Origin of the sequence: Spirosoma liriopis (genome assembly GCF_023196085.1) — a bacterium.
GTDB classification, from domain to species: domain Bacteria; phylum Bacteroidota; class Bacteroidia; order Cytophagales; family Spirosomataceae; genus Spirosoma; species Spirosoma oryzicola.
The window spans coordinates 49,019-75,639 of record NZ_JALPRF010000002.1; the positions used below are offsets into that span (position 1 = coordinate 49,019).

Consider the following 26,621-nt stretch of genomic DNA (forward strand, 5'->3'; position numbering starts at 1 on the left):
AACAGGTAAATACAAAAGAGCAGTCAATTTACTGGTAATGATTAGTAACTTACCGTTGGGGGCCCTATACGTTTCGTGTTGAACAATCCTCAATAAATACAGATTGTATTCGTTAAAAGAAAGACACGCCCAAATTTGCCTATCTTGGGCGTGAAAATGCCTCTGCTTCATTTTTATATGAAAATCAATACGTTGTCTGTGCTACTGGTCGCATTGGGTTTGGCTACCGGGCTGGCGGGTTGCAACTCAGCCATGCAGGCGTACAAAAAAGGCGTTCGGCACTACGACGCTGGAGAATATAATTTGGCGCTCACCCAATTTCAGAAAGCGGAAAAAGGAAGTATCGATCCGGCCCGCCTGAACTATTACATGGCCGAATCGTACCGCTTGTCGAACCGCTTTGGGGAGGCCGTTCCCTTCTACCAGAAAGCTATTGAAGCCAATACGACGGAACCCGAAGCCCGCTTCAACTATGCATATGCATTGAAGTCGCAGGGGAATTACCCCGCAGCGTTGGATCAACTTCAGCAGTATGTCGCCAACGCGCCCAAAACGACGGCTAAGCCGGTACTAGATAAAGCGAAGCGCGAAATCGAAACGCTGAAAGCCATAAACATCATCGCCCAGAATAAGTCGCTGATCACGCTCAAAAACATGAGTAACCTCAACTCGCCCGGATCGGAGTTTGCGCCGGTGGTGCGGGGAGAAGAACTCGTCTTTACGGCGTCGCGGAAGGAGCAGGTTTATAAGAACAATGGTTTGCCAATGCTGGGTCTGTACAAGACCAAACTCAACCAGAAGCCCGACGAGACGGGCAATGCCGTATCGACGGACCGTCCTGAATTGTTCAGCAGCAATGTTCTTCAGAACGATGTGAACGAGGGAACACCGGCTTTCTCAAAAGATGGCAAAACCATGATTCTGGCGCGTGGCAATAACGGCAAGCGCAAAGGCGGGCTGGATGTGGATCTGTACATCAGCCGTCTGGGTGAAAACAACACCTGGAGTCAGCCACTTCGTCTGCCCATCAGTGACTCAACGGCCTGGGACGGTTCACCTGCTTTCTCTGCCGATGGCAAAACGCTTTATTTTGCTTCGAATCGCGCGGGTGGTGCGGGTGGTATCGACCTGTACCGGACGAGTATCGACGCATCGGGACGGTTTAGCCGCCCGGTCAACATGGGTCGTGATATCAATACGCCCGGCGATGAAATGTTTCCCTACGTTGGACCGGACGCGAAACTGTATTTTGCTTCCGACGGACATCCGGGATTGGGTAAACTGGACGTATTTGTCGCTACCCGGTCGGGTGGGGTAACGCGGGTCGAAAATATGGGCCAGCCCATCAATTCACCCGGTGATGATTTTGGCCTGATCTATATTGAACCGAAGAAGGGATTCCTTGCGTCCAACCGAACGGGTGGTAAAGGTGACGACGATATTTATTTCTTCCAGGAAGGCCCCGCTGCTGATACGACGACGATTGTACAGAACAAACGCGATCCGAAGCGGGTCCGTTATTTCTTAGCTGGAACTGTTTCGGCCAACGAAACGCCGATTGCCCCACTGGATTCGGCTCGTGTCCGTATTCTGGATGACGCTACAGGGCAGCCAATTGCCGAAGCGACAACGGGGCAGCCCGGTACGTTTGGTAAGTACCCGTTGCAGGAAGGTAAAGACTACACCATTCTGGCCGAGCGTAAAGGATACCTGACGCGTCGGGAGCAGTTTACGATGCAGGGCAAGAGCATTCCCGAAATCTTCCTGACCAAGCCGGAAACAGACACAACGTTCAACGTAGCGATTTTGCTGGATAAAGGCACGCTGAACAAAACGTTCGTGCTGGAAAATATCTACTACGATTTTGATAAATTCAACATCCGCCCCGACGCTGCTGATGAATTGGATAAGTTAGTGACGATACTGAAAGACAACCCGACGCTTAAAATTGAGTTGGGCTCCCATACGGATGCGCGGGGTAGTGATGCGCACAACGAAACGTTGTCGCAGAACCGGGCGAAATCAGCCGTCGAATACATTGCTTCGAAGGGTATCGACGCCAGTCGTCTGACCTATAAAGGGTACGGCGAAAACCAGCTGATCGTCAAAAATGCGAAGACGGAAGAGGAACACCAGCGCAACCGTCGAACCGAGTTCAAGATTCTTGAGCTATAGGCAGGTACGGGATTAGATTTGTTGAATGGGTAATTGATAAGCAGGGTCATAACAATTTGACCGGTTTACCAATTACCCATTTATCTATTTACCCGTTGTGAGCCATGAACGATAAACTCCGTCAGTTTCTAGTCGTCTTCGGCATTATCTCGCTGATCGTGACAAACTATCTGTCGAACGTAGGGGCGTTTGGCGGACAAACGAACGCCAACATCTCGGCTAAGTACCCCACGTTGATTACGCCGGCTGGTTATGCCTTTTCAATATGGGGCGTGATTTTTCTCGGCTTGCTTGCTTTTGCCATCTACCAGGCCACGCCATCGCAACGAACCAATCCGCGTTTTCGGGCTGTTGGCGGGTGGGTTATTCTGAATGCGTTTTGTAATAGCATCTGGAGCCCTTTATTCAACAACGAGCGCATCGGATTAGCACTAGTGGTCATTCTAGTCATGCTATTTTCGCTGGTTATTATTGAACAGCGTCTGCTGGCGCGGCCACATAGCCCCTTGTTGCCGGTTGATGGTGATGCAACGCTTCCTGAGTCGGCAGCGTCACCCGCGGAGACGTGGCTGGCTCGGATTCCGTTTTCGCTGTATTTCGGCTGGCTAACCATTGCTACGATTGTCAACGTGGCAGTTTACCTGAAAGCGACCGATTTTAGCCTGATGGGTCTTAGTGAGCAAACCTGGGCCGTTGCTGTCCTGATCGTTGGGTTGGTTGTGGGAGCTGTTGTCTTCAATCGCTATCGAAGTGTCGCGTACATACTTGTATTTGCCTGGGCTTATGTAGCCATAGCTATCAAGCAGGAAGGTAATGGACAGGTTCCGTTGGTAGCTGGGGCCGGAGCAGTTGTGGCGGCTTTACTAGCCATTACAGGGCTTATCTCCCGAAAAACACCAAGCTATACGTAACAGCTGATCATTGACGGTTATCAAAAAGGGCGCTTCCAGTTGGAAGCGCCCTTTTTGTAGGAGGACGGAATAGACTTATGCCTGTTCTTCTTCCAGTACTTCGATGCTGTTGATTTTATCGCCCTGACGAATCTGGTCAATAACGTCCAATCCTTCGACAACCTTCCCGAAAACGGTGTGGTTACGATCCAGGTGCTGCGTATTCTGGCGGTTGTGGCAAATGAAAAACTGCGAACCACCCGTGTTGCGGCCCCGGTGCGCCATCGACAAGACACCCCGGTCATGGTATTGGTTGTCGCCCGTCAGTTCGCAATCGATGGTGTAGCCAGGACCACCCGCACCCGTACCGGTTGGGTCGCCACCCTGGATCATGAAGTTCGGGATAACGCGGTGAAACATGATACCGTCGTAGAATCCTTTCTTCGCGAGGGTAATAAAGTTATTAACCGCTTTGGGCGCGTCTTTATCGAAAAATTCGATGAGCATGCTGCCTTTATCGGTATTCATTTTAGCCTTTGGCATAACTAAAGTCGATTTTGTTGTGGTTGCAAAATTACGACGAATCGCTTTATAAAGATGTCCTTTTCCGATGATTGCAACGAGAAGCAATAAACAAGGCTTTAATAAAGTCAGAACAACGGATTAACACTATTTACAATCTACAGCCAGTCAAGTGGCTAGTTGACAGGGCAATAGTTTATCAGTTGAGACGCCTAGGTGTAACAGGCGAGTTGACCTGTCGTTGGCGAGAAGCGTATAGCGAATAGCTATCAAGGAAAAATAGGTAGTTAATGGTAGCAAAACCATTGGTTGATGCTAGTGGTAAAGACGCTTATAAGTCTACTGATTTCGCAAAGCTATTTTTTAAGATTTGATTTATAATTTATTCTTGGAATAAGTCAATGTGTGGGGTGTTGTTATTTGCGGCAAAGAGGATAAATTGCCTGATCGTTAAGACTTAAGAAGAAACTAAGTCTGATTTTCTTCTTGTTTTTGTTCAATTATACTCAGTTTCATCTTTTTTGTAAGTACTATTACTCCGTTGGTTTTACTTTTTTGTTGGATTCCCTACTTACCATTTTTATTCAGAATCTGTGAACATTCAACCGATTCTTATCAATTTCTAAACGTGTAACCATGAGTCTGATCTATCATGTTGTTCCGGCTAAGGACTGGGCGACGTTCGAAAATAAATCAACGTATGAAGCCGCCAGTCTCCAATCTGAAGGCTTCATTCATTTGTCAACAGAGTGTCAAGTGGCTGGTGTATTGGAACGGTACTATCAGAACGTGCCAGATCGATTACTGCTGCACATTGATCCTACACTGCTGACTGCCGAACTGAAATATGAAATTTCGACCAACAACGAGCGTTTTCCGCATCTTTATGGCCCTCTTAATAAGGACTCCGTCTTGACCGTAGAACACCTGGATTAACCGTCATAATTGACCTGTACGAAAGCGTTGTGATTGCAGGCCCTGGACGATTTGTATTTGTCAACGTGCCCCAAGCGTATTTCCAATCGGTTAAGGTCGGGTGCCCGCCACAGTTGTAACAGAATTAAGAAATCAGGCGTTTGCCGGAAAAGTTGTAGGTGCATCAGGTACGTTACGAAGCGAATCACGAACTTTACTTGCCGAAGTCGCAATTCCTAACCCAAAACAGAAACTGTCTTCAGGCTTGTGTAGTCAGGTAGAGTTCGACATAATTGTGCCCAATGCACCCGCCTAATCCCAGCCAACGCGCTTCAAATCACTTCTGAGAAACCGCACAGTGCGGTAATCGAACGTTGTCGAAAAACAGTAGCCCAACGATGAAGAAAAGTATTATTTATAGTTTATTGATTCTTGCCGTCGGTGCGCCGATTTGGTGTTACACTGCCCATGCCCAGACTACGCCACTCAACGCACCAGGTGGGGGAGTAACGGTACAGCCGGGGGGCGTTCCTGCTGGTACAACGGGTACGGTTCAACCACAAACCCCGGCCAACAACGGCGCAACCGGACCAACGACGACATCGTCCGCGGCTCCCGATCCAAACGCGTCCGCTCCGGCCTTGACAATCAGTGGCTTTCGCCGGTTCGGTGATCCGATGCTTGAGTCGTTGATTCAACTGGGTTTGGACAATAGCCCGAATCTGAAAGCGGCTTTGAGCCGGTTGGAAGAAGCCCGAATTCGGGTGCAGGTGGCGCAATCATTCCTGTCGCCTTCTTTACGAAGTTCGTTACTGGTTACCACACAAAGCCTGTCTGAGCGTCGGCCCTTATCGGTTCCAAATCAGGCTGATCAGCTGCCTCGCTTTCAGTTGAATACATTTCAGCTTTTACCCATCGACGCTAGCTACGAACTCGATTTGTTTAAGCGGATTCGGAACAGCATCACGGTGGCGAATCTGCAAGCGCAGGCCAGCGATGCTGACTATCAATCGTTTCGGCTAACATTAGCTTCCGATATTGCCCGGACGTATCTGCTTATTCGGGGTAACGATGCCGAGCAGGCAGTTTTCCGTCGGAACATTCAATCGCGGGATACAACCTTATCGATCATTCGGGAGCGCTTCCGGGTCGGGTTGATTAATAACATCGATGTACAACGGGCCGAAACGGACTATGCAAGTTTGCAAGTGACGTTGAAAGGGCTCGAACGCGCGCGTATCGAACTCGTCAACGGCTTAGCGCAGCTTTGCGCGCAGGACCCTACCCAGTTTTCGGTACCTGCCGGAACGTTGCCAGCCGCCGTACCAGCGTATCCGTATACCGCTGTGCAGGTCGAACAACTGCAACGTCGTCCTGATTTGCTACAGTTCACCCGTCAGAATCAGATTGCAACTGCTCAGGTTACGCTCCAGCAAAGTAGTACGCTACCCCGCGTAACCCTTGTTGGATCAGCGGGCGTCTTGTCGGGCCGGATCGGTCCCTGGTTTACGCCTAGTGCTGCAACGTACATAGTAGGCGTTAACGCGTCGGTACCTATTTATGAGGGGCATCGGGCTCGTCAGAACATCTCGCTTTCCAGGCAGCTTGCCCAAACGGCGCAGCAGACGTATCAGCAGGCCCTACAGCTTGCTCTACGTGATGCCGAAACGGCTTTGGATAATCAGACGCTTTTACGGCAGCAGATTGATTTACAGGGACAAACACTAGCGCTGGCTCGTCGAACCGAGCAATATAACCGGGAACTGTATGTCCGAGGACTGGCTACGTATTTGGAGGTTCTGGATGCGCAACGTACCATTTTAACGGCTGAACAGCAACTCGTACAGCTTAGAAGCCAGGAAAATCAGTACGCTGTAGCCCTGTTACGTGCCATTGGCGGGGATTGGTAGTTTAAATAATTTATATTTCGGTAACAATTCTGCTTTGGTAAGTAGGAAATCTGACGTTTGTCTATGTACTTTTGCTAGCCGTGATCGTTCAGTAAAATTACTGAACTATTCCGTAGTTTTTAAGTAGAATAGTAGCGTCGCAACTTTAGCACATTCAAGTCTATTAGATCACTATCAATGAATCATACGTACGTCATCATTATGGCGGGGGGCGTTGGAACGCGCTTTTGGCCCTTTAGCCGGACCAGTTATCCAAAGCAATTTCACGATGTTTTAGGTACAGGCCGAACGCTTCTCCAGCAAACTGCGGACCGTTTCAACGGTGTTTGTCCACCTGAGAATATTTTTATCGTTACCAGCTCGTTGTATAAAGATCTGTGCCAGCAGCAACTGCCGAAGCTTTCGGACGATCAGGTACTCTGCGAACCTATTGCTCGCAATACGGCTCCCTGTATTGCATATGCTTGCTATAAAATTGCCCAGCAAGATCCGGAAGCCAATATTGTTGTGGCTCCGGCTGATCATATTATTCTTAAGGAAGAAGAGTTTCAGCGTACCATTCGTACCGCTCTGGACGCTACGCAGAACCAGGACATTCTGGTAACGCTCGGAATTCAGCCAAGCCGTCCGGATACGGGCTATGGCTACATTCAGTACATCCCTGATTCAGCACAGTCGGTTAAGAAAGTAAAAACATTTACCGAAAAGCCACACCTCGAACTGGCGCAACAGTTTGTCGACAGTGGTGAGTTCGTCTGGAATGCGGGTATCTTCGTCTGGAACGTACAAGCGATTGTCAAAGCGTTCGAGAAATACCTTCCTGAAGTCGCCGAAATTTTTGACGAAGGGAAAGGCAAGTATTACACGAGCGAAGAAACCGCTTTTATCGACAAAGCGTACTCGCTGACTAAAAGCATTTCCATCGACAACGGTGTGATGGAAAAAGCAGACAACGTTTATGTTGTGCTTAGTGACTTTGGCTGGTCGGATCTGGGTACCTGGAAGTCTTTGTACGAGGTGTCGGATAAAAATGACGAAATGAACGTAGTAGACGGTCACGTTCTGCTATACGATACCAAAAACTGCATCATCAAAACGCCTAAAGATCGCTTAGTAGCAATTAACGGTCTGGATGGCTTTATCGTTGCCGAGTACGACAACGTACTGATGATCTGCCGGAAGGAAGATGAACAGAAAGTAAAAGCCTTCGTGGCTGATGCCAAGGAACGCGGTGTTCACTACGTGTAATTCCTAAATTAGCTTAACACCGTCGCGGCACGTTGACAAACGGAGTCGCGACGGTGTTGACGTTTTCTGAATAAGTGTATCCTTCTTATAAAAATAGTCGGTCAGGACAATCAGACTGAAACAGCTTTCGTTAGTTTTGCGAACTACCGACTGACTTGTGAAAAAACTCTTCCTATCCATATCTGTTTGCTTGCTGTGCATTGGTTTGCTGACTGACTGCAACGATTCTAAGTATGCTTTCTCGCCTGGTGCCGGAGACCCTCGCATTACCGGGACCTGGCAGTTGTACGAGCGGCAGTTTCCCAAAGACTCCACGTTGTACACGAAAAATTATTCCTATCAGGTCGTGGTGGTAGATAAGCGTAACGTTCGGGTTGTCCGTGACTCGACATTGACGTCGCGGGATACGTCTTTTTACGCCCGGCGGAGATATCGAGCCAATCCTGCGCAGACGCTGTCATTCGGTACAGATGGTACATTGACCGCAAGCGGTGATGAAATGACGTATTACACCTCGACAAAGCATTTTCGCGTTGATTCAACGCAGCAGGACGGATTGGGTGTGAATTTGTATGTCAACACGAACGGTGCCAATCAATATTTCCGACAGGGCGTTTCCTTCCAGAGCGATACACTTTTACTGAAGCCCAAATGCCAAGGAAATTGCTACCTTAAACTGTATCGCGTGCGGTAGGATGTTCTTCCAGACGAAAGAGCGGTAGATTTAGCTATATTGGCCTGTTAACATCGCTTTATATGACGCTTCTCAATCGCCGTTTCGTCGCGCTGACGGCTATTTTCGTGTGTTTATCAGCGCTCTGGCAATCAACACTTGGTCAGACAAAACCAACGCTAGCCCAACTGCGCGGACAGATCACCGAGGAACTAGCAAAGCAACGTGGTGTTTTTGCGGTCGCTTTCAAAGATTTAAGCACTGGTCAGGCGTTAATGATTCGGGAGCATGATGTATTTCATGCGGCCAGTACCATGAAAACGCCTGTTATGATCGAGATTTATAAGCAGGCTGCCCAACGTCAGTTATCGCTTACGGACTCGATTCCTATTAAAATAGAATTCAAAAGCATTGTGGATGGTAGTCCCTACAGCTTAAGCGCCAGGAATGACAGCGACACTGCTATCTACAAACAAGTTGGAACGAAGCGGACGCTGGCATCGCTGGTTTATGATATGATTATCCTGAGCAGCAATCTGGCGACAAACCTGGTTATTGAGCAGGCCGATGCCCAGAAGGTGACGCAAACCATGCGTGAATTGGGCGCAAAAGATATCCAGGTCCGCCGGGGCGTCGAAGATTCGAAAGCATTTGCCCAGGGCCTTAATAATACCACGACGGCCTACGACCTGATGGTGATTTTTGAAAAAATGGCCAAGGGTCAGGTCGTTAGTCCGGAAGCGTCAAACGCAATGATCAAGGTATTGCTCGATCAGCGATTCAACAGTAAAATTCCCGCTAAATTGCCAAAAGAAGTGAAAGTGGCGCACAAAACGGGTTCTATCGTCGGTGTCTCGCACGATTCGGGCATCGTGTTTTTACCCGATGGACGGAAGTACGTGCTGGTTCTCTTGTCGAAGGATCTCAAAGACGATCAGGCGGCTGAAAACACGTTGTCTACTGTTTCGGAAATGATCTATAACTACGTAAAAGACTAAGCGTCGTTCGTCTGCCTGCACATCCCTGCTCGCTCAGGATAACTAAGTAATTGCGGTATCGGCAGCCTAACAACGGTCGTTGTCGCCGTTGGCCTGTTACCTGCGTAAAGGTTTAGTAAAGTTTAGCCATTGCTCGTACAGGAAACGTACCGACTCCTTTAAACTTTGGCGGGATAGCGCTAAACGTAAAACGGTCGTCGGGGAGCGAAGACAAGTTGCACAAATGTTCAACGATTAAAATGGACGCACATAGTAACGTGGTGTGTACCGGACGGCTTTTACCGCGTGTATCGTCGATGTTATGGGAGTCGATACCGACTAGTTTTACGCCACAATCACGTAAATAGTCAGCCGCTTCACTTGTCAGAAACGGATGATTCTCGTAATAGTTGGCCGTGTTCCAGAACTGATCCCAGCCGGTATGAATAAGAACCGCCCGATTCCTAACTTCGTACGATTGCACATGAGCTTTCGTAATAGACAGTGTTTCGGTGTAGGGCACTCGAATAACAATACCTTCCAGATCGGTAAACGCTTCCAGGCCGGTTTCAGACAGGTCTTTACCGTTTTCGAACCGATGAAACGGGCAGTCCAGATAAGTACCTGTATTGGTGACCATCTCGATCCTGCCAATCTGAAACTCTGTGCCTTCCTCGTAAAGCTGACGCGATTTTTCGCGGCTCAGGTAATCGCAGATAATAGGGGCGGGGAGACCCTTGTACGTCACGAGGCCATCTTCAATGGTATGGCTTAGATCGATCAACCGATTTTGCTGTCCAGTACCTTCGATAGGCTTTCGTTTATGCGCTTCTGTAATGATTTCTTTGTTCAGGATTTTGGCAGGACCCACCATAAGTAGGCGCAAGTCAGCAATGATGTATTCTAGTAAGTCGGCGTCTGAAATATCGTCTCCTGCAATATCCAGTCTAAAATCTTCGCCGGTTAAACTACCACCGTTGGTGAATTGAATCTCGAAATCGAACTTAACGCGCTTCTGCATGAATTGACAACTACAAGGGTTTACCCGCTTCTATAATTACTTCTGCATAGCTTCCCAACCCTGCGCACGAATCGGTGTTTGCTGACCCGCTTTGGTAGCCAGCGTTATCTGATTCGGGTCGTTCGTCAAATAACCAATCGCCGTTATACGCGGGTTATTGGCTAGTTTGTCAAATTCCTGCGGACGGACCGTAAATAGTAATTCATAATCCTCGCCACCGTTGAGTGAAGCCGTTATAGGGCTGATCTTGAATTCATCGGCCCCCAAATGCGTCTGATCGTCAACCGGAATGTTTTCATCAAAAATCACCGCTCCCGTACCGGATTGGCGGCAAATGTGAAGCAGTTCAGAAGCTAGTCCGTCCGAAATATCGATCATGGCCGTAGGAAGAACACCCAGGTCGCGAAGCTCATGCACAACGTCGGTGCGTGCATCAGGACGGAGTTGCCGTTCTACCAGATAAGCGCGTTCTTCCGAAAGATTGGGTTGCATGTTCGGATCGGCCAGAAAAACCTGTTTCTCGCGTTCCAGCAGCTGAAGGCCAAGGTAAGCGGCTCCAAGATCGCCCGTTACGCAAACCACATCGTTGGGCTGGGCGGTGTTCCGGTACGTGATCAGCTCTTTAGGTACTTTGCCCAGCACCGAAACCGAGATGATCAGTCCCGACCTTGAGGCCGTGGTATCACCACCCACCAGATCAACGTTGTAGGCTTCGCAAGCTGCCCGGATGCCCTCGTACAATTCATCAACGGCCTCAACCGGGAATCGGCTGCTCAGGCCAATGTTGACCGTAACCTGAATCGGCAGGCCATTCATCGCTGCAATGTCCGATACGTTGACAGCAATGGCTTTGTAGCCGAGGTGTTTCAGGGGGACATACGTCAGGTCGAAATGAATACCTTCAACGAGCATGTCGGTAGCCAGCAAACCGTAGTCGTCACCCCAGTCAAAAACAGCTGCATCGTCGCCGATACCGCGAACCGTTTCGGCATGGGCGGGAGCCGGAGTTGCCTGTCGGATACGCTCAATCAGGCCAATTTCGCCAATAGTATTAAGATCAGTCATAAGTTTGCAGGCGATTTACGGACTAGTAAACCACTAAAAAAGCCGTTCCTGTTGACATACGGAACGGCTTAATCAAAAAAATGGTTTGCGCGCTTACGGATTCGTCAGCGTATATTTCACGATTTGACCCCCTGTTTTCTGGGTAGTTGTCGTCTGGGTTATCACCAACTCATTATCGCTAATCGAATTGATCGTGAAATCGAGTTTGCCGGTGGTGTTACCGCTTATCGGGGGGCTTATATTTGAGAAGGAAAGTTGTGTATCCGATGGAACTGAGTACTGGCCCGTAAAAGCAGTTCCTTCAAAATCGGTGAAGGTAACGGTAGGCGCTGCGCTTAAATTCAGCTGGTAATTAGCGTAACCTGGCCGAACATTGCTCGTTGCTCCTTTTGTATAAACAGTAACGTTGTTCCATTCAATTTTACTGGCTGTCCACACTTTAGCAATTCGTTCAGAAACCGGAGGGGTTTTGGAACCACTGCAACCCATCAGCAAACCAATAACGGCTATTGCCGAGAGAAAAGCAGTGAAAGAAGTCTTTTTCATTGTAAATTGTTGCATATAACAGAAGTGGCTAAAGTTACACTATTTTTGTTTTCGCCTGCAACTTTCAGGCACTCAATAATTAGTTGGTCCGACTGAACGGTTATACAAATGCTTACTGATTCGGCAAAGCCGAAAGAATACACCCGAGCGCAACTGGCCCTTCGCAATGGCTCCGACCGCGACGAGATCTGGTGCGCCTACGCTGGCCTGATTTATGACGTATCAGCCTCCCGACTTTGGCGTACGGGTAAACATTACGAACACTGGGCCGGGCAAGACCTGACGGCAGAACTAGCCGACGCTCCCCACGCTGATTGGGTATTCGCCCGCTTTCCCATAGTAGGACGGCTTCTGTAAGCTATCACAAATCAGAGGCCACAAACGCTACATAATGACTACGATTCTCATCGCCGACAGCGGTTCAACCAAAACCGACTGGCGTCTTGTTAGCGCTGATGGAACTCCCCGCGCTATTCAAACGAATGGCTTCAATCCCTATTATCAAACAACCGAACAGATTATTGATACGCTACGCGTTCAGTTGCTGCCTGAGCTAAACGACCAAATCGTAACCGCTGTGTTTTTCTACGGGGCTGGATGCAGCGGGCCGTCGGTAAACTATGTTATTGCCGATGCGTTGCGGGCGATTCTGCCTGCTGTGAGTCTTGTCGAGGTGAACAGCGATATGTTGGGAGCCGCTCGCGGAGCCGCCGGACGTGAGCAGGGTATCGTTTGTATTTTGGGGACAGGTTCCAATGCGTGCTGTTACGATGGCTATGGCATCAAGCGTGGTATCCAGACGCTGGGCTTCTGGCTTGGTGATGAAGGTAGTGGCGGCTATCTGGGTAAAACGCTCGTCCGGGATTTTTTCCAGGAACGGCTACCGGCTCACCTGCGCGATAGTTTTCAGGCTCGTTACGCGCTTGACCGGCCAACGCTGTTGGAAAATGCGTACCAGAAACCCTACCCGAACCGTTATTTCGCGTCGTTCACGCCTTTCTTATCCGATCATTTGGCCGATGAATACGTCGATACGTTAGTGACCGATGCGTTTATTTTATTTCTGTCAACCTACGTCACTCGCTTCCCCGAATCCAGACAGTGGCCAGTGCATTTTGTCGGGTCAATTGCGTATTATTTCGGGGATCAGCTCCGTAAAGCCGTTCAACAGACCGGTTTGCTGATGGGCCGTGTTGTAAAGGCTCCCGCTACGGAGCTGGTTAATTTTCATCGGGAGACTGCATAATGTACCTTTGCGGTGGGGTTATTGGTTACGCCTTGTCGATAGCCTATACAAATCCCGCAACAACCTGAATAGTAATGGCAAATCGGTATTTTTTAAAAGTAAAAGAGGTCGTTCGGGAAACGCCGGACGCTGTAACAATAACGTTTTGGCACCCACTCAACGAAGAAGTGCGCTACCAGCCGGGACAGTTTTTAACGTTCCTGCTGAATATAAACGGTCAGAAGCTGAGACGCTCGTATTCAATGGCTTCGTCACCACATGTCGATGTGTCGTTGGCGGTGTCGGTGAAACGGGTACCGGGCGGTTTGGCGTCCAACTACCTGTGTGATCAAGTCAAATCCGGCGATATTCTCGAAACGCTGGAGCCAATGGGGAACTTCGTGCCGAAGCTGGACGCTAAAAATCGGCGCAACATTGTGCTGATTGGCGCGGGTAGCGGTATCACTCCGCTGTTTTCGATGGCGAAGTCGGCGTTGCACGTTGAGCCGGATAGTCGCGTATGGCTGATTTACGGTAACCGCAGTCAGGAAACCATTATCTACAAAGCGCATCTGGACGCGATGGAGCAGGCGTATGGAGCATCGCGCTTTCGGGTGACGCATGTGCTGAGTCAGCCTACGGGAAGCTGGTCGGGACTCGAAGGACGATTGAATCAGCACACGATTGCGAAACTGGTCGAAACATTACCGGCTGCTGAGCGCCAGAACGTTAGTGTTTATCTGTGCGGTCCCGATGGCATGATGGCCGAAGCCCGTTCAGCTTTGTCGCTGGTCGGCATTCCGAATGATCGTGTATTCAAGGAAAGCTACATTACTGCGCCCGTCGCGGCTGGTGAAGTAGTCGAAGAGCCGGTAGCCGCCGACGAGACAGGATCGCCCGAAGTGACCGTTCTCTACGAAGGTAGCGAGTACAAATTCACCGTGGCCCCGCACCAGACTATTCTGGAAGCGGCTTTAGATCTGGACATCGATTTGCCTTATTCGTGTCAGGCGGGAATGTGTACGGCCTGTATGGGCCGTTGCGTATCTGGTAAAGTACAATTGGACGAAGAAGACGGTCTTTCGGAATCGGAATTAAAAGCGGGTTACATACTAACCTGCGTTGCGCACCCTGTTGGCCGGGATGTAGTGATTGAAATTGAATAAAAAGCCTATTTGATCTTTTCGGAATGTTTTAGAATGTCATACGCCATATCTCCAAGATATGGCGTATGACATTCTAAAACATTCCGAAACCGTAGTACTACAACTCGTCCTTGACCATTTATTTTTTACGCTTCGACGCCGGAGCTGGGGCAGCTGGTAAGGCAGGAACTACGGCGTCAGGAGCCTGAGCCGGTGTGACGAAGGCCGGAGGGGCAGCTGGTGTTGCTGGAAGTGGAGGAACGGTAGCGCGTAACGACCGGGACGGACGCGTCGGACGCTTTACCGGTTTGGATTCAACCTTGATCGGTAAATCTAGATCCATGTCCGATTCGTCTTCCGCCATAATATGCGCTACTTTTTCGCTGTGCCGACTCATCTCTTCCGATAGCAAATCCAGCCGTTTTGTCATCTTCTCGATCTCCTGTTCCAATTGGTCCATGGGCTGCCGGGCTGTTTCCGCTCTTTTTTGAGCCTCTTCGAGTTGCTTGTCTAATTCTTCAACATTGAGTTCCTGCTTTTTTATTTCCGGTTCAAGAAGTTCAAGTTGTTTTTCAATCGTAGCGGCAGCGGCTTTGTTTTTTCCTTCGACGGATGCGTCCATCATCTGTTGTCGTTTCTGGAGAATACGTTGCCGTTCTTCCAGCAACCGTTGTTTACGCCATTCGAGCGTTTCCTGACTGCGTTCAATCGCTTCGACTGGAAAGCGAAGCTTCTCCATCTGCCGATACAAGGCTTCCATTTGGTTCGATCGCTGAGCCATGAGCCGGCTCAAACTGTCAAGACGCGTTTGGTGCAATTTGCGCAGCTGCTTAAGGGTGTCGGCCAAGGGCTTGGGTGGCGCCGTCATTTTGGCTAATTCCTCGTCGAGCTTATCCGGGCTAACAATGCTGGTATGCTTTATGTCTGCCGTCCATTGATCCAGTGCGTTCATGCCTTTGTCGAAAGAATACTTTGTTTCGATAAGGGCCAGTAGCATATCGCGATCAGGTTGAGGAATCGAGTCTAGTAGAAGCTGACCGCTCATAACCCGATCGAACTGCTGTTGAAGCTGGTCAACGTGCTTCGCTGGTAGCTTCTGACCTTTCCAGGTCATATAATCGAGCTTGTTATTGTCCGTCATACTGAATTCAGTGCCGTTACCTGCGCTAAGCCGCCGGTACGACTGCGGCTTCGGCTTACTTGGTTTAGGTTGTTGCTGAATGGCATAAACCGATGCGCTTACCAGGAGTAGCGTTGCCAGCGTAAGACCAACCAAACTACCGTTCGAGACAATCGGGCGCGTTGAGACACCAAGCGCGCGCCGAACCCGGTGGAGAAGCAACTGCCGTTTGGTGGTCAGGGCCATTGCCAAAGCGGGCGTTTGACTGGGTTGAGCCAGCCGTAGTTCTTCGACACGGGCTAGCGCCTGAGCCAGTATCCGTCCATTGTTTCCACATGCCTGTATCGCCAGATCATCGCAGCAGTGTTCCCGTTCCTCCCGGATACGCGCCGATAACCACCAGATAGCCGGGTGGAAGAAATACAGTACTTCCAGAACCGACTGAAGAAGATTAACCGCATAGTCATGGCGCTTCACATGGGCTAACTCGTGAGCAAGAACGGCTTCAAGTTCCTGAATGGACAGGTGAGTCGCCAGGCCGATAGGAAGTAACAAAACAGGTTTCAGGCTGTTGACAACCATCGGTACCACGATCCGGGCCGACTCACGGATGCGTACCACCGGACGGATCTGTAAAGCTGATCGCAGGTGATTGGCCAGATCGGCTACACGGTCGGAAGCGGGTTGAGCCGCTGTTCGGTTGAGGTGTTGCAGATAAAGCCAACCGCCCGTAAGTCGTACACCGAACAAAACGACGCCAACCAGATAGATCAGCACAAACTGACTCAGGTGATTGTCCAGAAAAAGCTGAATTTGCGTGTGCCACGGCAATGTGTGCGTTATTGTGTGCCACTGCGTTGCGAACGAACGTAGGGCGGGTGTAGTGCCGGAGCTGGTTACCGTAAGGAGTGGCTTGTAATACCACACAAATGTGCCAATCGAAAGGAGCGGTTGAGCTAGTAAAGCCAGAACGCCTATGCGGTAACGTGCTGCACTCGATTGGCGACGGAAGAGATGCAATACCAGAGCTGTAGACAGAACAAGCGCAAACCCTTGCCACAGCGCGTGAAATAAGGTCCAGCCGAGCGCGTACATGACCGGACTCGATAGAGGATAGGTGATGGTATTCATGACAAACCTTGTTGATCAGTTCAATTGATTAGTCCCGGTCCAGATTATCCAGCAATTTCTTAATCTCATCCAGCTCTTCACGCGATGTTTTGTGCTGGCCCAATACCTGCATGACCAGTTTCGACGCCGATCCGCGAAAGGCCGTTTCCACAAAGCGGTCAACTAGCCCCCGTTGCGTATCCTCCTGACTGACAGCCGCTGTGTACGTATGCGACCGCCCGTCCTCTTCCCGGCTCAGTAACCTTTTCTCATGCATGATCTGCATAAGCTTCAAAGCCGTTGTATAGCCAATATCACGATTTTGGCTTAGTGTTTCGTGAACCTGTCGTACGGTGCTCGGCCCTTTAGCCCAAAGCACGTGCAGGATTTCCAGTTCAGCATCGGTTGGCTTCATAATTATCTACGAATAATTTCGTAGTAAAGAAATACGAAGATTTTCGTAGATGCAAGAGTGTGAACAAAAAAGTTTTATAATCACTTATTTATAAGATGGCTGGATAGCTTTTTGCTTTATCAACCCGTAAAAATTTACACATCGACTTTGATAGCCGAATCACCCTATGACCCCAAACGAAACCTTACTTATTCCAACCCGTCCCGTTCGGCAATTCATTGGCGAAGATCGCTTTGCTAATTCGGATCTAAAAAGTTGGGACGATGTAAAACCCTTGTACGACGAGTTACTGAACCGGCCTATCCAAAACGCCGATGATCTCAAACGATGGTTGATTGACCGGAGCGAACTCGAATCCTACCTATCCGAGAATTTCGCATGGCGGTATATAAAGATGACCTGCGATACGGCGAATGAAGAGCTGATAAACAGCTTGAATTTCTTTATCTCTGAGATTCAACCGCCCATGACTGCTTATGGCAATGATCTTGACGTCAAAGCCATTGACAGCCCTTATTTAAGCCAGCTAACCGACGAAGGATTTGCGGTTATGGTACGGGGCATGAAAAAGGCTATTGAGATCTTCCGCGAGGAAAACATTCCACTGCAAACGGAGATTCAGACCGAAGAACGCAAATACGGTGCAATAGCTGGTGCAATGACCGTTACGATTGACGGACGCGAAATGACTTTGCCCGAAGCCAGCGACTTACTTCAGGTAACGGACCGGGCGGTTCGGGAAAAAGCCTGGCGTAAAATCTGGGAACGCCGGTATCAGGATCATGATGCGCTCGATGGGCTTTTTGATCGGTTGCGAACGCTACGGCATCAGGTAGCGGTTAATGCGGGTTTTGCCAACTTCCGGGATTACTCGTTCGCGGCTCTCGGTCGGTTTGACTACACACCGGAAGATTGCTTTAATTTTCACAGTTCGGTGGCGGATGCGGTAGTGCCGTTGCTGGACAAACTGGCTTCGGATCGGAAACAACGACTCGGTGTCGAACCGCTGCGTCCGTGGGATTCAAAAGTTGATGTGGAGGGCCGTCCACCGCTCAAACCGTTTGGAACGGGAACCGAACTAATCGAAAAGACAATAACCTGCTTTGACCGACTTGATCGTTCGCTCGGCGACGACCTGCGGATTATGCGGGCAATGGGCCACCTCGATCTGGAATCGCGGAAAGGAAAAGCGCCCGGTGGCTACAATTACCCACTGGAGGAAATCGGCGTACCGTTTATTTTTATGAACGCTACTTCAAGCCTACGCGATCTGGTAACGATGGTTCATGAAGGCGGCCATGCTATCCACTCGTTTCTGACGCGTGATTTGTCGCTAAAAGCGTTCCGCAACCCACCGATGGAGGTAGCCGAACTAGCTTCCATGAGCATGGAATTACTGTCGATGGATCATTGGGATGTGTTTTTTGACAACCCCGATGAATTACGTCGGGCTAAGCTTCAGCATCTTGAATCGATTATCGAAACCCTGCCTTGGGTAGCAACCATCGATAAGTTTCAGCATTGGATCTACGAGAACCCAACGCACACCGACGCCGACAGGAGAGAAAGCTGGATTGCCATTTATGATACGTTTGCCGATAAAATAACGGACTGGTCGGGCATAGAATTCTTCAAGTCGTACCTCTGGCAGCGGCAATTGCATTTATACGAGGTGCCGTTTTACTACATCGAATACGGCATTGCTCAACTCGGCGCTATTGGCGTCTGGCGTAACTATCGTCGGGACGCGGAGGCTGGTTTAGAGGGCTACAAAAAAGCGCTTAGCCTGGGGTACAAAGCGCCTATTCGGGATATTTACGCGGCTGCTAATGTACCGTTCGATTTTTCCCGCGAACATATTCGCGAGCTAATGGCGTTTGTATGGGAGGAAATGGAGACGCTTAAGAAGTAGACGATTAACGAGAAAATTAGAAAAATCTAACGGTTAACCGCTTACGACTAACGACTCTTTCGTAAGTTTGCAGAATCAATTCGTAATCAAGTGGCTATGAAACGCGTATTCAGTGCAGGATTAATGGTAGCCGCCGTGCTGTCGCTGGCATCCTGTGACTATCAGAAAAATAACACGATCCGTCAGGCCGACTACCGGGCAGGTGATTTCCGGCCTGATTATCGGGCGGGTGATCCTGAAGTATATGGAGCTGGCAAAGACTCGGCTGCTGTACAAACAAAATACAAATACACGCCGAATCCTGCTCTTGATCAACGGGCCGATAAGATTCGTCAGAAATTATTTGGGCCTAGTACAAACGGGCAAGGTGCTTAATCAACTTGCATTATTCGGAGGTCAAGGTTTATTTAACCAAGGCCGTAGAATGGGCTAGTTAGATGGCTTATAAAAGCGACGCATTGGTCAACTTGACCGATGCGTCGCTTTTGTGTACAAGGAATAGTAGTATCTATTTTTTTTGCGTTACTTTGTTCGCTTAACACATTGCACTTAATAGTACTTTTTAAATAAGGTAAGTAGTCAAAAACAGCATAGACGCTATGAATATTGCATTAGTAACAGGTTCGGCTGGGCTCATTGGTAGCGAAGCCGTATCCTTTTTTGCCGATAAGTTCGATCTCATTATTGGTATTGACAACAACATGCGTCAGTACTTTTTTGGCGCCGATGGGTCAACCGAATGGAATCGGAATCGATTGTCAGACACCTATGCTACTTATAAACACTACGCAGCTGACATCCGGGAAGTAAGCCAACTGGAACCTATTTTCCGGGAGTACGGCTCTGACATTAAATTAGTACTGCACACGGCTGCGCAACCGTCACACGACTGGGCGGCTCGTGAGCCATTTACCGATTTCGGCGTGAATGCTGTTGGAACGCTCAATATGCTTGAGATGACCCGCTTACACAGCCCCGAAGCGGTATTTATCTTTACCTCGACCAACAAAGTATACGGTGATAACCCGAACTACCTGCCGCTGATCGAGACAGAAACCCGCTGGGAAATCGATCAGAATCATCCATATTTCAAGGATGGTATTGACGAGTACATGAGTCTTGATCATACCAAACACTCGGTGTTTGGCGCATCGAAAGTAGCTGCTGATATCATGGTACAGGAGTACGGCCGCTATTTCGGTATGAAAACGGGCGTTTTCCGGGGTGGCTGCCTGACGGGACCAAACCACTCAGGTGCTCAGCTTCACGGCTTCCTGTCTTACCTGATGAAGTGTGCCATCACCGGTAATCAGTACACGATTTTCGGCTACAAAGGCAAGCAGGTACGGGACAACATTCACAGCTGGGACCTGGTGAACATGTTCTGGCATTTTTACCAGAATCCTCGTGCGGGTGAAGTTTACAATGCGGGTGGTGGCCGTTACGCCAACTGCTCCATGCTCGAAGCCATTGCCCTATGCGAAGAAATCTCGGGTAATAAAATGAATTATCAGTATTCAGAAACGGCGCGTAGTGGCGACCATATCTGGTACATTTCTAATCTGAACAAATTCAAAGATCACTACCCCGACTGGAACTGGACGTACGATTTGAAAGAAACGATGGTTCAGATTCACGATAGTATGGCTGCCCGGTTGGCCCTGGTGAAATAATATCCATTTACGCTAAAAAATGCCAGTCGAATAAGCTGGCATTTTTAGTATTATGTCCATGCCGCATTTCGATACCTACCCGACTTTATACTGGTTTCCCGTTTATTTATTGTGCTGGGCGCTGTTGTGGTTGGCCGTTCGGCCCCGGTTCAATCACCGGGCTTTTCTAGCCTTGTCGGTGCTGGTCCTGTTTTTGCTACGGTTGCCGAGTATTGTTTTTAACAGCGAGATTAATCCGGACGAAAGTCAGATGATTACGCAGGCGCTAACGCTCCGGCAGGACCCCGTTTATTTTCGGGCGGTAGATGGAACGACAGGGGGACCGTTGGATAGCTACTTCTTAATTGTTCCCAGCTTTATCGGGTTACCATTCGATTACATCACTGCGCACTTAACCGCCTTTGGTTTGGTTGCGGCATGTCTGTGGCTTCTGTTTCGAACGGCAAGGTTATGGTTTGGCGACGCAGCCGCTCGTCTGGCGTTGCTCCCTTTCATCTTCATGCTGGGATTAACGCAGAATGGTGATTTTTTGCATTATAACAGCGAACTGATTGCACTGCTGCTGCTAAGCTGGAGCTATTACCTTTACGCTACATTATTAAAGCAGAAAGAACCTTCGACAGGTCGAATAGCGTTGATCGGCTTATTTCTGGGAATGGTGCCGTTTGGAAAATTACAGGCTGTTCCGCTTGCGGCTGTGGTCGGCTTGTTTGTTTGTGTCGATGTACTGCTTCGGCAAAATCTTAGTGTAGCGGGCAAGATTGGTCGCGTCGCTGTACTAGGCGTATGTGGGCTAGCGTTCCCGCTATTTTTCGTTTTGTTTATGCAAGTCAACGGCATGTACGATGACTTCGTAACATTCTATATTCTGGGCAATTTTCGGTACGCTGGTGACACAAACCAGTGGCAAAGCCTGCTTCGTCTGCCTGATTTTTTCCAGAAAGGAAGCGAGTTTGACTGGCTGGTTAAGTTTGTTGCCATCGTCTGGTTAGCTGGCCTGGTAATGGCCTTCCGCCCAAAAGACCGGTTAACGGCTCATTCCGTTCAGATTGGTGCTTTTATTGGTCTGCTCCTCGTGGCAACGCTGTTTGCTATTACCCGAACCGGCTCGGAATACGTACACTATCTTTACTTTCTGACGGGACCGCTGTTGTTTGGACTAGCGTATGGCTGGCAAAATCTGTTGAATGTTGAACGCTTAGGGAAGTGGCTTGGGCTGGGTGCTACCGCTATTTTTCTAATTCTCTTTGGTGTTCAAACCGGTCAGAAATTTCTGAATAAAACGCCCGTTAACCCGTATCCTTCGGACAGTCAGCATGGCTGGGCCGTTCAGCAAACGCCCGTATCGAAAGAAGTCCTGAAATACGCGCGACCTGGTGAAAAACTAGCCGTTTGGGGTTGGCGCTGCGATTACTACATACAAACCCAGATGCCGCAGGGCGTAGCTGAGAATCATACTATTCGCAGTGCTTTTAATCATCCCATGCTGGCCGACTATCAGAAACGGTACGTACGTGATTTTGTACGATCTACTCCGCCGGTTTTCGTTGATGCGGTTGGTAGCCAGAGCCTTTGGATGAACGACCGGAAGACGCAGGGCCATGAACTAATCGGACCGTTGGCTCAATTTGTAGCTGCGCACTATACATATGTGGGCCTGATCAATGACACCCGAATCTACGTTCGCAAGGACCGTGTTAATGGCTTATCGCTGGTGGATCAATCCGTAAAGTAGACAAGTAAAAAAAATAATTCACATTTGGCAGCCAGCACTTATTAATCAAAAAAAGGCTAAGCTGACTCGTAACAAGCTTTTTTCATGTGGACAAAAAAAGGACTCATTTATAAACCAGACGGTGCTCAACCGTTTAGCCGTACGCACGCTCAAGTACCATTTGGCTATCCAATGGGCGATAAGTTACGCGTGTATTTTTCGACGCGTGATGAGAACAGTTCGTCGGCGGTTTCCTTTGTCGAACTGAATCCGAACAATTTATCTGAAATAACGTATATTCATGACCAGCCCTGCCTGAGCAAAGGTGCTGTTGGTATGTTTGATGAAACCGGAACCATGCCTTCGTGGTTTTTGCCCGTTGGCGACGAAATCTGGCTCTACTATACCGGTTGGAACAAAAGCGAAACAGCGAGTTATCGACTGGGTATCGGTTTGGCTATTAGCACGGATGGAGGGCTGACGTTTCAGCGAAAGTACGACGGCCCCCTACTGGATCGCTCTATTTATGATCAAGTGTGGGCGGCCCAGCCTTGTGTGATTCGGGAGGGTGAAACCTGGCGGATGTGGTATTTGTCCTGTACAAAAATTGAAGTCATTAACGGGCATCCTGAACCCTTTTACGACGTTAAGTACGCCGAATCGAAGGACGGTATCAACTGGGAACGTACGGGGCAGGTATGCGTTGGTTACGACGAATTTACCGACGCAATAGGGCGCCCGACGGTTTACAAAGACGGTGATTTGTACAAGATGTATTTTTCGTACCGCAACGCGACGAACTATCGTACCGACGTACAGCGCAGCTATCGAATTGGCTATGCCGAGTCGAAAGACGGAATTACGTGGAGCCGCAAAGATGAACTGGCCGGTATTGAACGTTCCGCCGACGGTTGGGATTCATTGATGATGGATTATTGCCATATATTCCCGCATCAAAATGAATGGATTATGCTCTATAATGGTAATGGCTTCGGTGCATCAGGATTTGGGTACGCTACCCAGTCGGCCACTTACTAAATTATGAACAAATGTCTTTGTTTATTAGATAGATAGCAACCTAATTTGTGTACAATCCACAAGTGAGCACCCATGAAAGAAGTAGCGAAATATCTGATTAAAATAGACGCCGAATTTGTTGATGGTAAGATAGTAACCGAGATTCCTTACGAGGAGGTAATGCGGCTGGTTAACGAACCGAATATCGTCATTATAAAGACCGGCATTCCACAAGAAACCCTGGCGAAAGTTATCAAAGGCACACGCCAGTGGGCTAGCAAAACTCCTTTGACTGAGGCACCGGATACGTTTGACAATAACCAGCACAAACATCGGTTACATATTGCCAAAATTCAGCAGGCTCCGCAGTTGTTCCACGATCATACATTCGATGCTTTGCTCGACCTGGAGCCAGCATTTCAGCAGACACTGCTGAGCATTTTTGATCCGATGCGTAATCTTTGGAACAGTCTGACTGGAAACGATGAGGCATTTGGAATTCGCAAAGGGGAGGCTTATTTCCACCCGCAGGTAACGCACTACCCGCTGGGAGGAAGTTTCTTTGGCCGGCACTGGCATCCGCTCAATCCACAAAAAGTAGGGTTGATTCTAGCGTTGAACCAGTACGGAAAAGACTACACGTCAGGTGGCACAGGCTATGTAATAAACGATCACATTATTGAAACAGAAGGTTTCCAGGATTCGGGGGATCTGCTTTTGTTTCGCTACGACCTCCCTCATTGGGTGAGCCCTTCCAGCTTTGCTGACCGCTTTAGCTGGGAAGATCCCGCCGGGCGTTGGGTGTCGATTCTACCGTTTTATAACCCGTGGGGTACACCCGCTGACAAAGATGAGCCGCAGGGCTGGAAAACCCAGATCCAGCAGGCAAAACATGCCCCCTCGGTGGCAGTTGCTTAAGTTAGTCATTAAGTACTACAAGTGAACCCTATACGTGACATTCGGGTTTCAACTGAAGTACTTAACGACTAGCTATAAATTTCCAGTATATGGTTAAAGTTAGCGTGCTGATTATTACTTACAATCAGCATAAATTCATTCGCGCTGCCATCGAGAGCGCTCTTGCTCAGCAGACAACGTTTCCAATTGAAATTCTGGTGGGCGATGATTTTTCAAAAGATGGTACGCGTGAGATTATTCAAGAGTATGAGCAAAAATATCCTGGCTTAGTTATTGGTGTACTACATCCTCACAACATGGGGAAAAATGGGGGAATCAACTGCCTTGAGACCCTAAAGCTAGCCAAAGGTGAATATTGGGCCTTGATGGATGGCGATGATTACTGGATAGATCCGCTGAAACTGCAAAAACAGGCCGATCTATTAGACGCTCATTCTGACTATTCCACTGTTTTCAGCAACACGCGGGTCATCTTCGAAGATGGGTCGCCGTCGTACCTACTCAACGGCCCCGACATGAAGCCCTATTATACGCTGGATGATTTGATCGGCGAGGATGAGATCTGGTTTATGGCTACGTCAAGTTGCATGTACCGGAACAACATCAATGAGTACCCGGCCTGGTTTCGGGAATCATCGAGCGGTGATATTCCCCGCTTGATCCTGAAGGCAAAACTGGGTAAGATTGGGTATATCCCGGATGTGATGTCGGTTTATCGCAAAAACCGGGGTGGAGCCAGTTACGCAGATAACTACTACGACGAATCATTTCTGCGCAATCGAATTCAAATGTATAGCGACATCAACCGGGAGCTTGATTACCGCTACGATCACCTTTTGCGCCGGAATATTGCCCGCTATTACCGGATGATGCTCGATTCGAAACAATACAAAGACACTTATTTCCGTCGCGCCAAAGTGGCCATTCAGTACCTTTATCTGGGAAAACCAGAGTGGGATAAGGCGAAAAAAGTAATTCGTGATTATATTGTTCCTCAGCCGTTAGCGAAATTGTACAGTACAATTCGTTTGTTGCCTTACCGATAATTCGTGACGGCAGCCAGTACGGAGACGGAAGCTACAAACCTATTTAGAGAATCACGGGCCAGAATCCGTGCTATAGCTATGAAATTAAGCGTTGTTATACCGGCTTATAACGAAGAAGAATCGTTGCCGCCCACCTTACGGGCCTTGTACCAGACCTTGGCTAAACACGGTATTCCGCACGAGATCTGCGTGACCAACGACAACTCGAAAGACGGAACGTTACGGGTACTTAATGAAATGGCGGCTAATGAAATTCCAACGTTGGTTCCATTCACAAACCTTGGCCCTAACGGATTTGGTTATGCGGTTCGTTACGGGCTGGAACGTTTTTCGGGCGACTGTGTGGCTGTGTTTATGGCCGACATGTCCGATGATCCAGAAGATCTAGTTAAGTTTTATAATAAAATGCTTGAGACCGATGTCGACGCCGTATTTGGGTCGCGTTGGGGAAAGGGTGGAAAAGTAATTGACTACCCACCGCTTAAAATGTACATCAACCGCGTAGCCAACTTCATCGTTAAGCTGTTGATGGGGATTAAGTACAACGACACGACCAATGCGTTTAAGTTGTACAAGCGCGAGACCATTGAAGGCATTAAGCCCTTTTTAGCCCCTCACTTCAATCTGACGGTGGAGCTCCCACTGAAAACGATTGTACGTGGTTACAGCTTCGCCGTTGTACCCAATAGCTGGACAAACCGGAAGTACGGCGAGTCTAAACTGAAGATTAAAGAAATGGGCAGCCGCTACTTCTTTATCTTGATGTACTGCCTGATCGAAAAATATTTTTCGCGTGGTGATTTCCACAAAAAACCGGTGACGCCTGTAGCGCAAACAGTTAGCCGGTAGAAAATAGTCTATTAACGTTAGTTGATGAGCCAGCCCGCAGACGGTTGGCTCATCGTGCTATCAGGCCCTTTAACCCGGGAATCTGGTAAATAGCGAGGGTTTGTACGACCGCCCACAGAAACCCGCTGATCAGCATATAAAGCAGGAGCTGACCACGACTCACGCGGAACGAAACCGCGAGAGCGGTGCCGCCAATAGGCGTGAGAATCAAAGGCGTCAGGAAAGCGATTCCCATCAGGCCAAACCGCTTCCAAACTCTGATTGCCATCCGCGTTCGGCGTGTAAACCGCTTTGGTCGCTGCTTTCGGTAACGATCGACCAGGGCTTGTATGGCCGATCCTGCGTAAGTAATTGCTGCCACACTAAGCATCATGCCCGCCACTGTACAAAGGGATGTTTCTATCCAGGATAAGCCCAGTGTTGCCCCTGTCAATGGCCCGCCAATGAATTTAATCGTGCTGGCAATGATTACCGAAACATATTTGGCAAGGTTCATAGAAAGAATTTAGTCTTGAAACAACGCCATAAACGTAGC

At 48.9% G+C, this 26,621-nt stretch carries 27 protein-coding genes; 19 read left to right on the plus strand and 8 right to left on the minus strand.

The genetic code is table 11. The annotated features are described in order from the left end of the window. The first annotated feature begins 177 nt into the window (after window positions 1-177). Window positions 178-2,175, plus strand: a complete 1,998-nt coding sequence (locus M0L20_RS09295; RefSeq protein ID WP_248476669.1) for a CHU_0125 family OmpA-like outer membrane integrity protein — start codon at window positions 178-180, stop codon at window positions 2,173-2,175. Between the two features lie 104 nt (window positions 2,176-2,279). Continuing rightward, window positions 2,280-3,086, plus strand: coding sequence for a TspO-related membrane protein (locus M0L20_RS09300; RefSeq protein WP_248476671.1), 807 nt, complete (start codon window positions 2,280-2,282; stop codon window positions 3,084-3,086). Window positions 3,087-3,161: 75 nt separating this feature from the next. On the opposite strand, the gene M0L20_RS09305 is transcribed toward M0L20_RS09300, so the two are convergent. Beyond that, on the minus strand, window positions 3,162-3,608 hold the full coding sequence (locus M0L20_RS09305; protein ID WP_232560631.1) for a peptidylprolyl isomerase: 447 nt from the start codon (window positions 3,606-3,608) through the stop codon (window positions 3,162-3,164). Window positions 3,609-4,223: 615 nt separating this feature from the next. On the opposite strand from M0L20_RS09305, the gene M0L20_RS09310 reads away from it, so the two are divergent. Next, window positions 4,224-4,523, plus strand: coding sequence for a DUF952 domain-containing protein (locus tag M0L20_RS09310; RefSeq protein WP_248476673.1), 300 nt, complete (start codon window positions 4,224-4,226; stop codon window positions 4,521-4,523). On the opposite strand, the gene M0L20_RS09315 is transcribed toward M0L20_RS09310, so the two are convergent. Next, window positions 4,520-4,711, minus strand: a complete 192-nt coding sequence (locus M0L20_RS09315; protein ID WP_232560633.1) for a hypothetical protein — start codon at window positions 4,709-4,711, stop codon at window positions 4,520-4,522. The two genes, M0L20_RS09310 and M0L20_RS09315, sit on opposite strands and share 4 nt — an antisense overlap. On the opposite strand from M0L20_RS09315, the gene M0L20_RS30505 reads away from it, so the two are divergent. From M0L20_RS30505 to M0L20_RS09335, 5 genes are all read left to right on the plus strand, one after another. Next, entirely contained in the window at window positions 4,624-4,818 is a 195-nt protein-coding gene (locus M0L20_RS30505) for a hypothetical protein (RefSeq protein ID WP_494338089.1), read from the plus strand. The two genes, M0L20_RS09315 and M0L20_RS30505, sit on opposite strands and share 88 nt — an antisense overlap. Before the next feature lie 82 nt (window positions 4,819-4,900). Continuing rightward, entirely contained in the window at window positions 4,901-6,412 is a 1,512-nt protein-coding gene (locus M0L20_RS09320; RefSeq protein WP_248476675.1) for a TolC family protein, read from the plus strand. A 177-nt stretch (window positions 6,413-6,589) separates the two neighbouring features. Beyond that, window positions 6,590-7,660, plus strand: coding sequence for a mannose-1-phosphate guanylyltransferase (locus M0L20_RS09325; RefSeq protein ID WP_248476677.1), 1,071 nt, complete (start codon window positions 6,590-6,592; stop codon window positions 7,658-7,660). Window positions 7,661-7,817: 157 nt separating this feature from the next. Beyond that, window positions 7,818-8,354, plus strand: coding sequence for a hypothetical protein (locus M0L20_RS09330; protein WP_248476679.1), 537 nt, complete (start codon window positions 7,818-7,820; stop codon window positions 8,352-8,354). Window positions 8,355-8,416: 62 nt separating this feature from the next. Further along, a complete protein-coding gene (locus M0L20_RS09335) occupies window positions 8,417-9,331 on the plus strand; it encodes a serine hydrolase (RefSeq protein WP_248476681.1) in 915 nt (304 codons plus the stop codon). Between the two features lie 112 nt (window positions 9,332-9,443). Here the strand turns inward: M0L20_RS09335 and M0L20_RS09340 are convergent, their stop codons facing one another. From M0L20_RS09340 to M0L20_RS09350, 3 genes are all read right to left on the minus strand, one after another. Next, window positions 9,444-10,331 (minus strand): cyclase family protein, encoded by an 888-nt coding sequence (locus M0L20_RS09340; protein ID WP_248476683.1) that lies wholly within the window; start codon window positions 10,329-10,331, stop codon window positions 9,444-9,446. 36 nt (window positions 10,332-10,367) lie between these two features. Then, on the minus strand, window positions 10,368-11,396 hold the full coding sequence (thiL, locus tag M0L20_RS09345) for a thiamine-phosphate kinase (RefSeq protein ID WP_248476685.1): 1,029 nt from the start codon (window positions 11,394-11,396) through the stop codon (window positions 10,368-10,370). A gap of 93 nt (window positions 11,397-11,489) precedes the next feature. Continuing rightward, the gene (locus tag M0L20_RS09350; protein ID WP_248476686.1) at window positions 11,490-11,942 is read right to left on the minus strand and encodes a hypothetical protein; all 453 of its coding nucleotides are present in this window, start codon (window positions 11,940-11,942) and stop codon (window positions 11,490-11,492) included. 108 nt (window positions 11,943-12,050) lie between these two features. Between M0L20_RS09350 and M0L20_RS09355 the strand changes: the two genes are divergently transcribed. The 3 genes from M0L20_RS09355 (at window position 12,051) to M0L20_RS09365 (ending at window position 14,333) form a co-directional block, all read left to right on the plus strand. Then, window positions 12,051-12,299 carry a cytochrome b5 domain-containing protein gene (locus M0L20_RS09355; RefSeq protein WP_232560641.1) on the plus strand — a complete coding sequence of 83 codons (249 nt, stop codon included), beginning with the start codon at window positions 12,051-12,053 and terminating at the stop codon, window positions 12,297-12,299. A 34-nt stretch (window positions 12,300-12,333) separates the two neighbouring features. Further along, complete coding sequence (locus M0L20_RS09360) at window positions 12,334-13,188, plus strand: N-acetylglucosamine kinase (RefSeq protein WP_248476688.1); 855 nt, start codon at window positions 12,334-12,336, stop codon at window positions 13,186-13,188. Between the two features lie 74 nt (window positions 13,189-13,262). After that, a complete protein-coding gene (locus tag M0L20_RS09365) occupies window positions 13,263-14,333 on the plus strand; it encodes a ferredoxin--NADP reductase (protein WP_248476690.1) in 1,071 nt (356 codons plus the stop codon). A 118-nt stretch (window positions 14,334-14,451) separates the two neighbouring features. On the opposite strand, the gene M0L20_RS09370 is transcribed toward M0L20_RS09365, so the two are convergent. Both M0L20_RS09370 and M0L20_RS09375 read right to left on the minus strand, forming a co-directional pair. Next, a complete protein-coding gene (locus M0L20_RS09370; protein WP_248476692.1) occupies window positions 14,452-16,563 on the minus strand; it encodes a M56 family metallopeptidase in 2,112 nt (703 codons plus the stop codon). A 28-nt stretch (window positions 16,564-16,591) separates the two neighbouring features. Continuing rightward, the gene (locus M0L20_RS09375) at window positions 16,592-16,957 is read right to left on the minus strand and encodes a BlaI/MecI/CopY family transcriptional regulator (RefSeq protein ID WP_248476693.1); all 366 of its coding nucleotides are present in this window, start codon (window positions 16,955-16,957) and stop codon (window positions 16,592-16,594) included. A gap of 166 nt (window positions 16,958-17,123) precedes the next feature. On the opposite strand from M0L20_RS09375, the gene M0L20_RS09380 reads away from it, so the two are divergent. From M0L20_RS09380 to M0L20_RS09415, 8 genes are all read left to right on the plus strand, one after another. Beyond that, window positions 17,124-18,869: a M3 family oligoendopeptidase gene (locus tag M0L20_RS09380; protein WP_248476694.1), complete on the plus strand. Its 1,746-nt coding sequence runs from the start codon at window positions 17,124-17,126 to the stop codon at window positions 18,867-18,869. Window positions 18,870-18,965: 96 nt separating this feature from the next. Continuing rightward, window positions 18,966-19,244, plus strand: a complete 279-nt coding sequence (locus tag M0L20_RS09385) for a hypothetical protein (protein WP_232560647.1) — start codon at window positions 18,966-18,968, stop codon at window positions 19,242-19,244. A 224-nt stretch (window positions 19,245-19,468) separates the two neighbouring features. Beyond that, window positions 19,469-20,542 (plus strand): NAD-dependent epimerase/dehydratase family protein, encoded by a 1,074-nt coding sequence (locus M0L20_RS09390; RefSeq protein ID WP_232560648.1) that lies wholly within the window; start codon window positions 19,469-19,471, stop codon window positions 20,540-20,542. Between the two features lie 58 nt (window positions 20,543-20,600). Then, complete coding sequence (locus M0L20_RS09395) at window positions 20,601-22,277, plus strand: hypothetical protein (protein ID WP_248476695.1); 1,677 nt, start codon at window positions 20,601-20,603, stop codon at window positions 22,275-22,277. An 84-nt stretch (window positions 22,278-22,361) separates the two neighbouring features. Beyond that, entirely contained in the window at window positions 22,362-23,294 is a 933-nt protein-coding gene (locus M0L20_RS09400) for a glycoside hydrolase family protein (protein ID WP_248476696.1), read from the plus strand. A 72-nt stretch (window positions 23,295-23,366) separates the two neighbouring features. After that, window positions 23,367-24,191 (plus strand): hypothetical protein, encoded by an 825-nt coding sequence (locus M0L20_RS09405; RefSeq protein WP_232560651.1) that lies wholly within the window; start codon window positions 23,367-23,369, stop codon window positions 24,189-24,191. 89 nt (window positions 24,192-24,280) lie between these two features. Next, on the plus strand, window positions 24,281-25,237 hold the full coding sequence (locus M0L20_RS09410) for a glycosyltransferase family 2 protein (protein ID WP_248476697.1): 957 nt from the start codon (window positions 24,281-24,283) through the stop codon (window positions 25,235-25,237). Between the two features lie 78 nt (window positions 25,238-25,315). Then, complete coding sequence (locus M0L20_RS09415) at window positions 25,316-26,086, plus strand: glycosyltransferase family 2 protein (RefSeq protein ID WP_232560653.1); 771 nt, start codon at window positions 25,316-25,318, stop codon at window positions 26,084-26,086. Between the two features lie 49 nt (window positions 26,087-26,135). Here M0L20_RS09415 and M0L20_RS09420 read toward each other — a convergent pair whose 3' ends face one another. Beyond that, window positions 26,136-26,582, minus strand: coding sequence for a hypothetical protein (locus M0L20_RS09420; protein ID WP_232560654.1), 447 nt, complete (start codon window positions 26,580-26,582; stop codon window positions 26,136-26,138). Window positions 26,583-26,621: the final 39 nt, after the last annotated feature.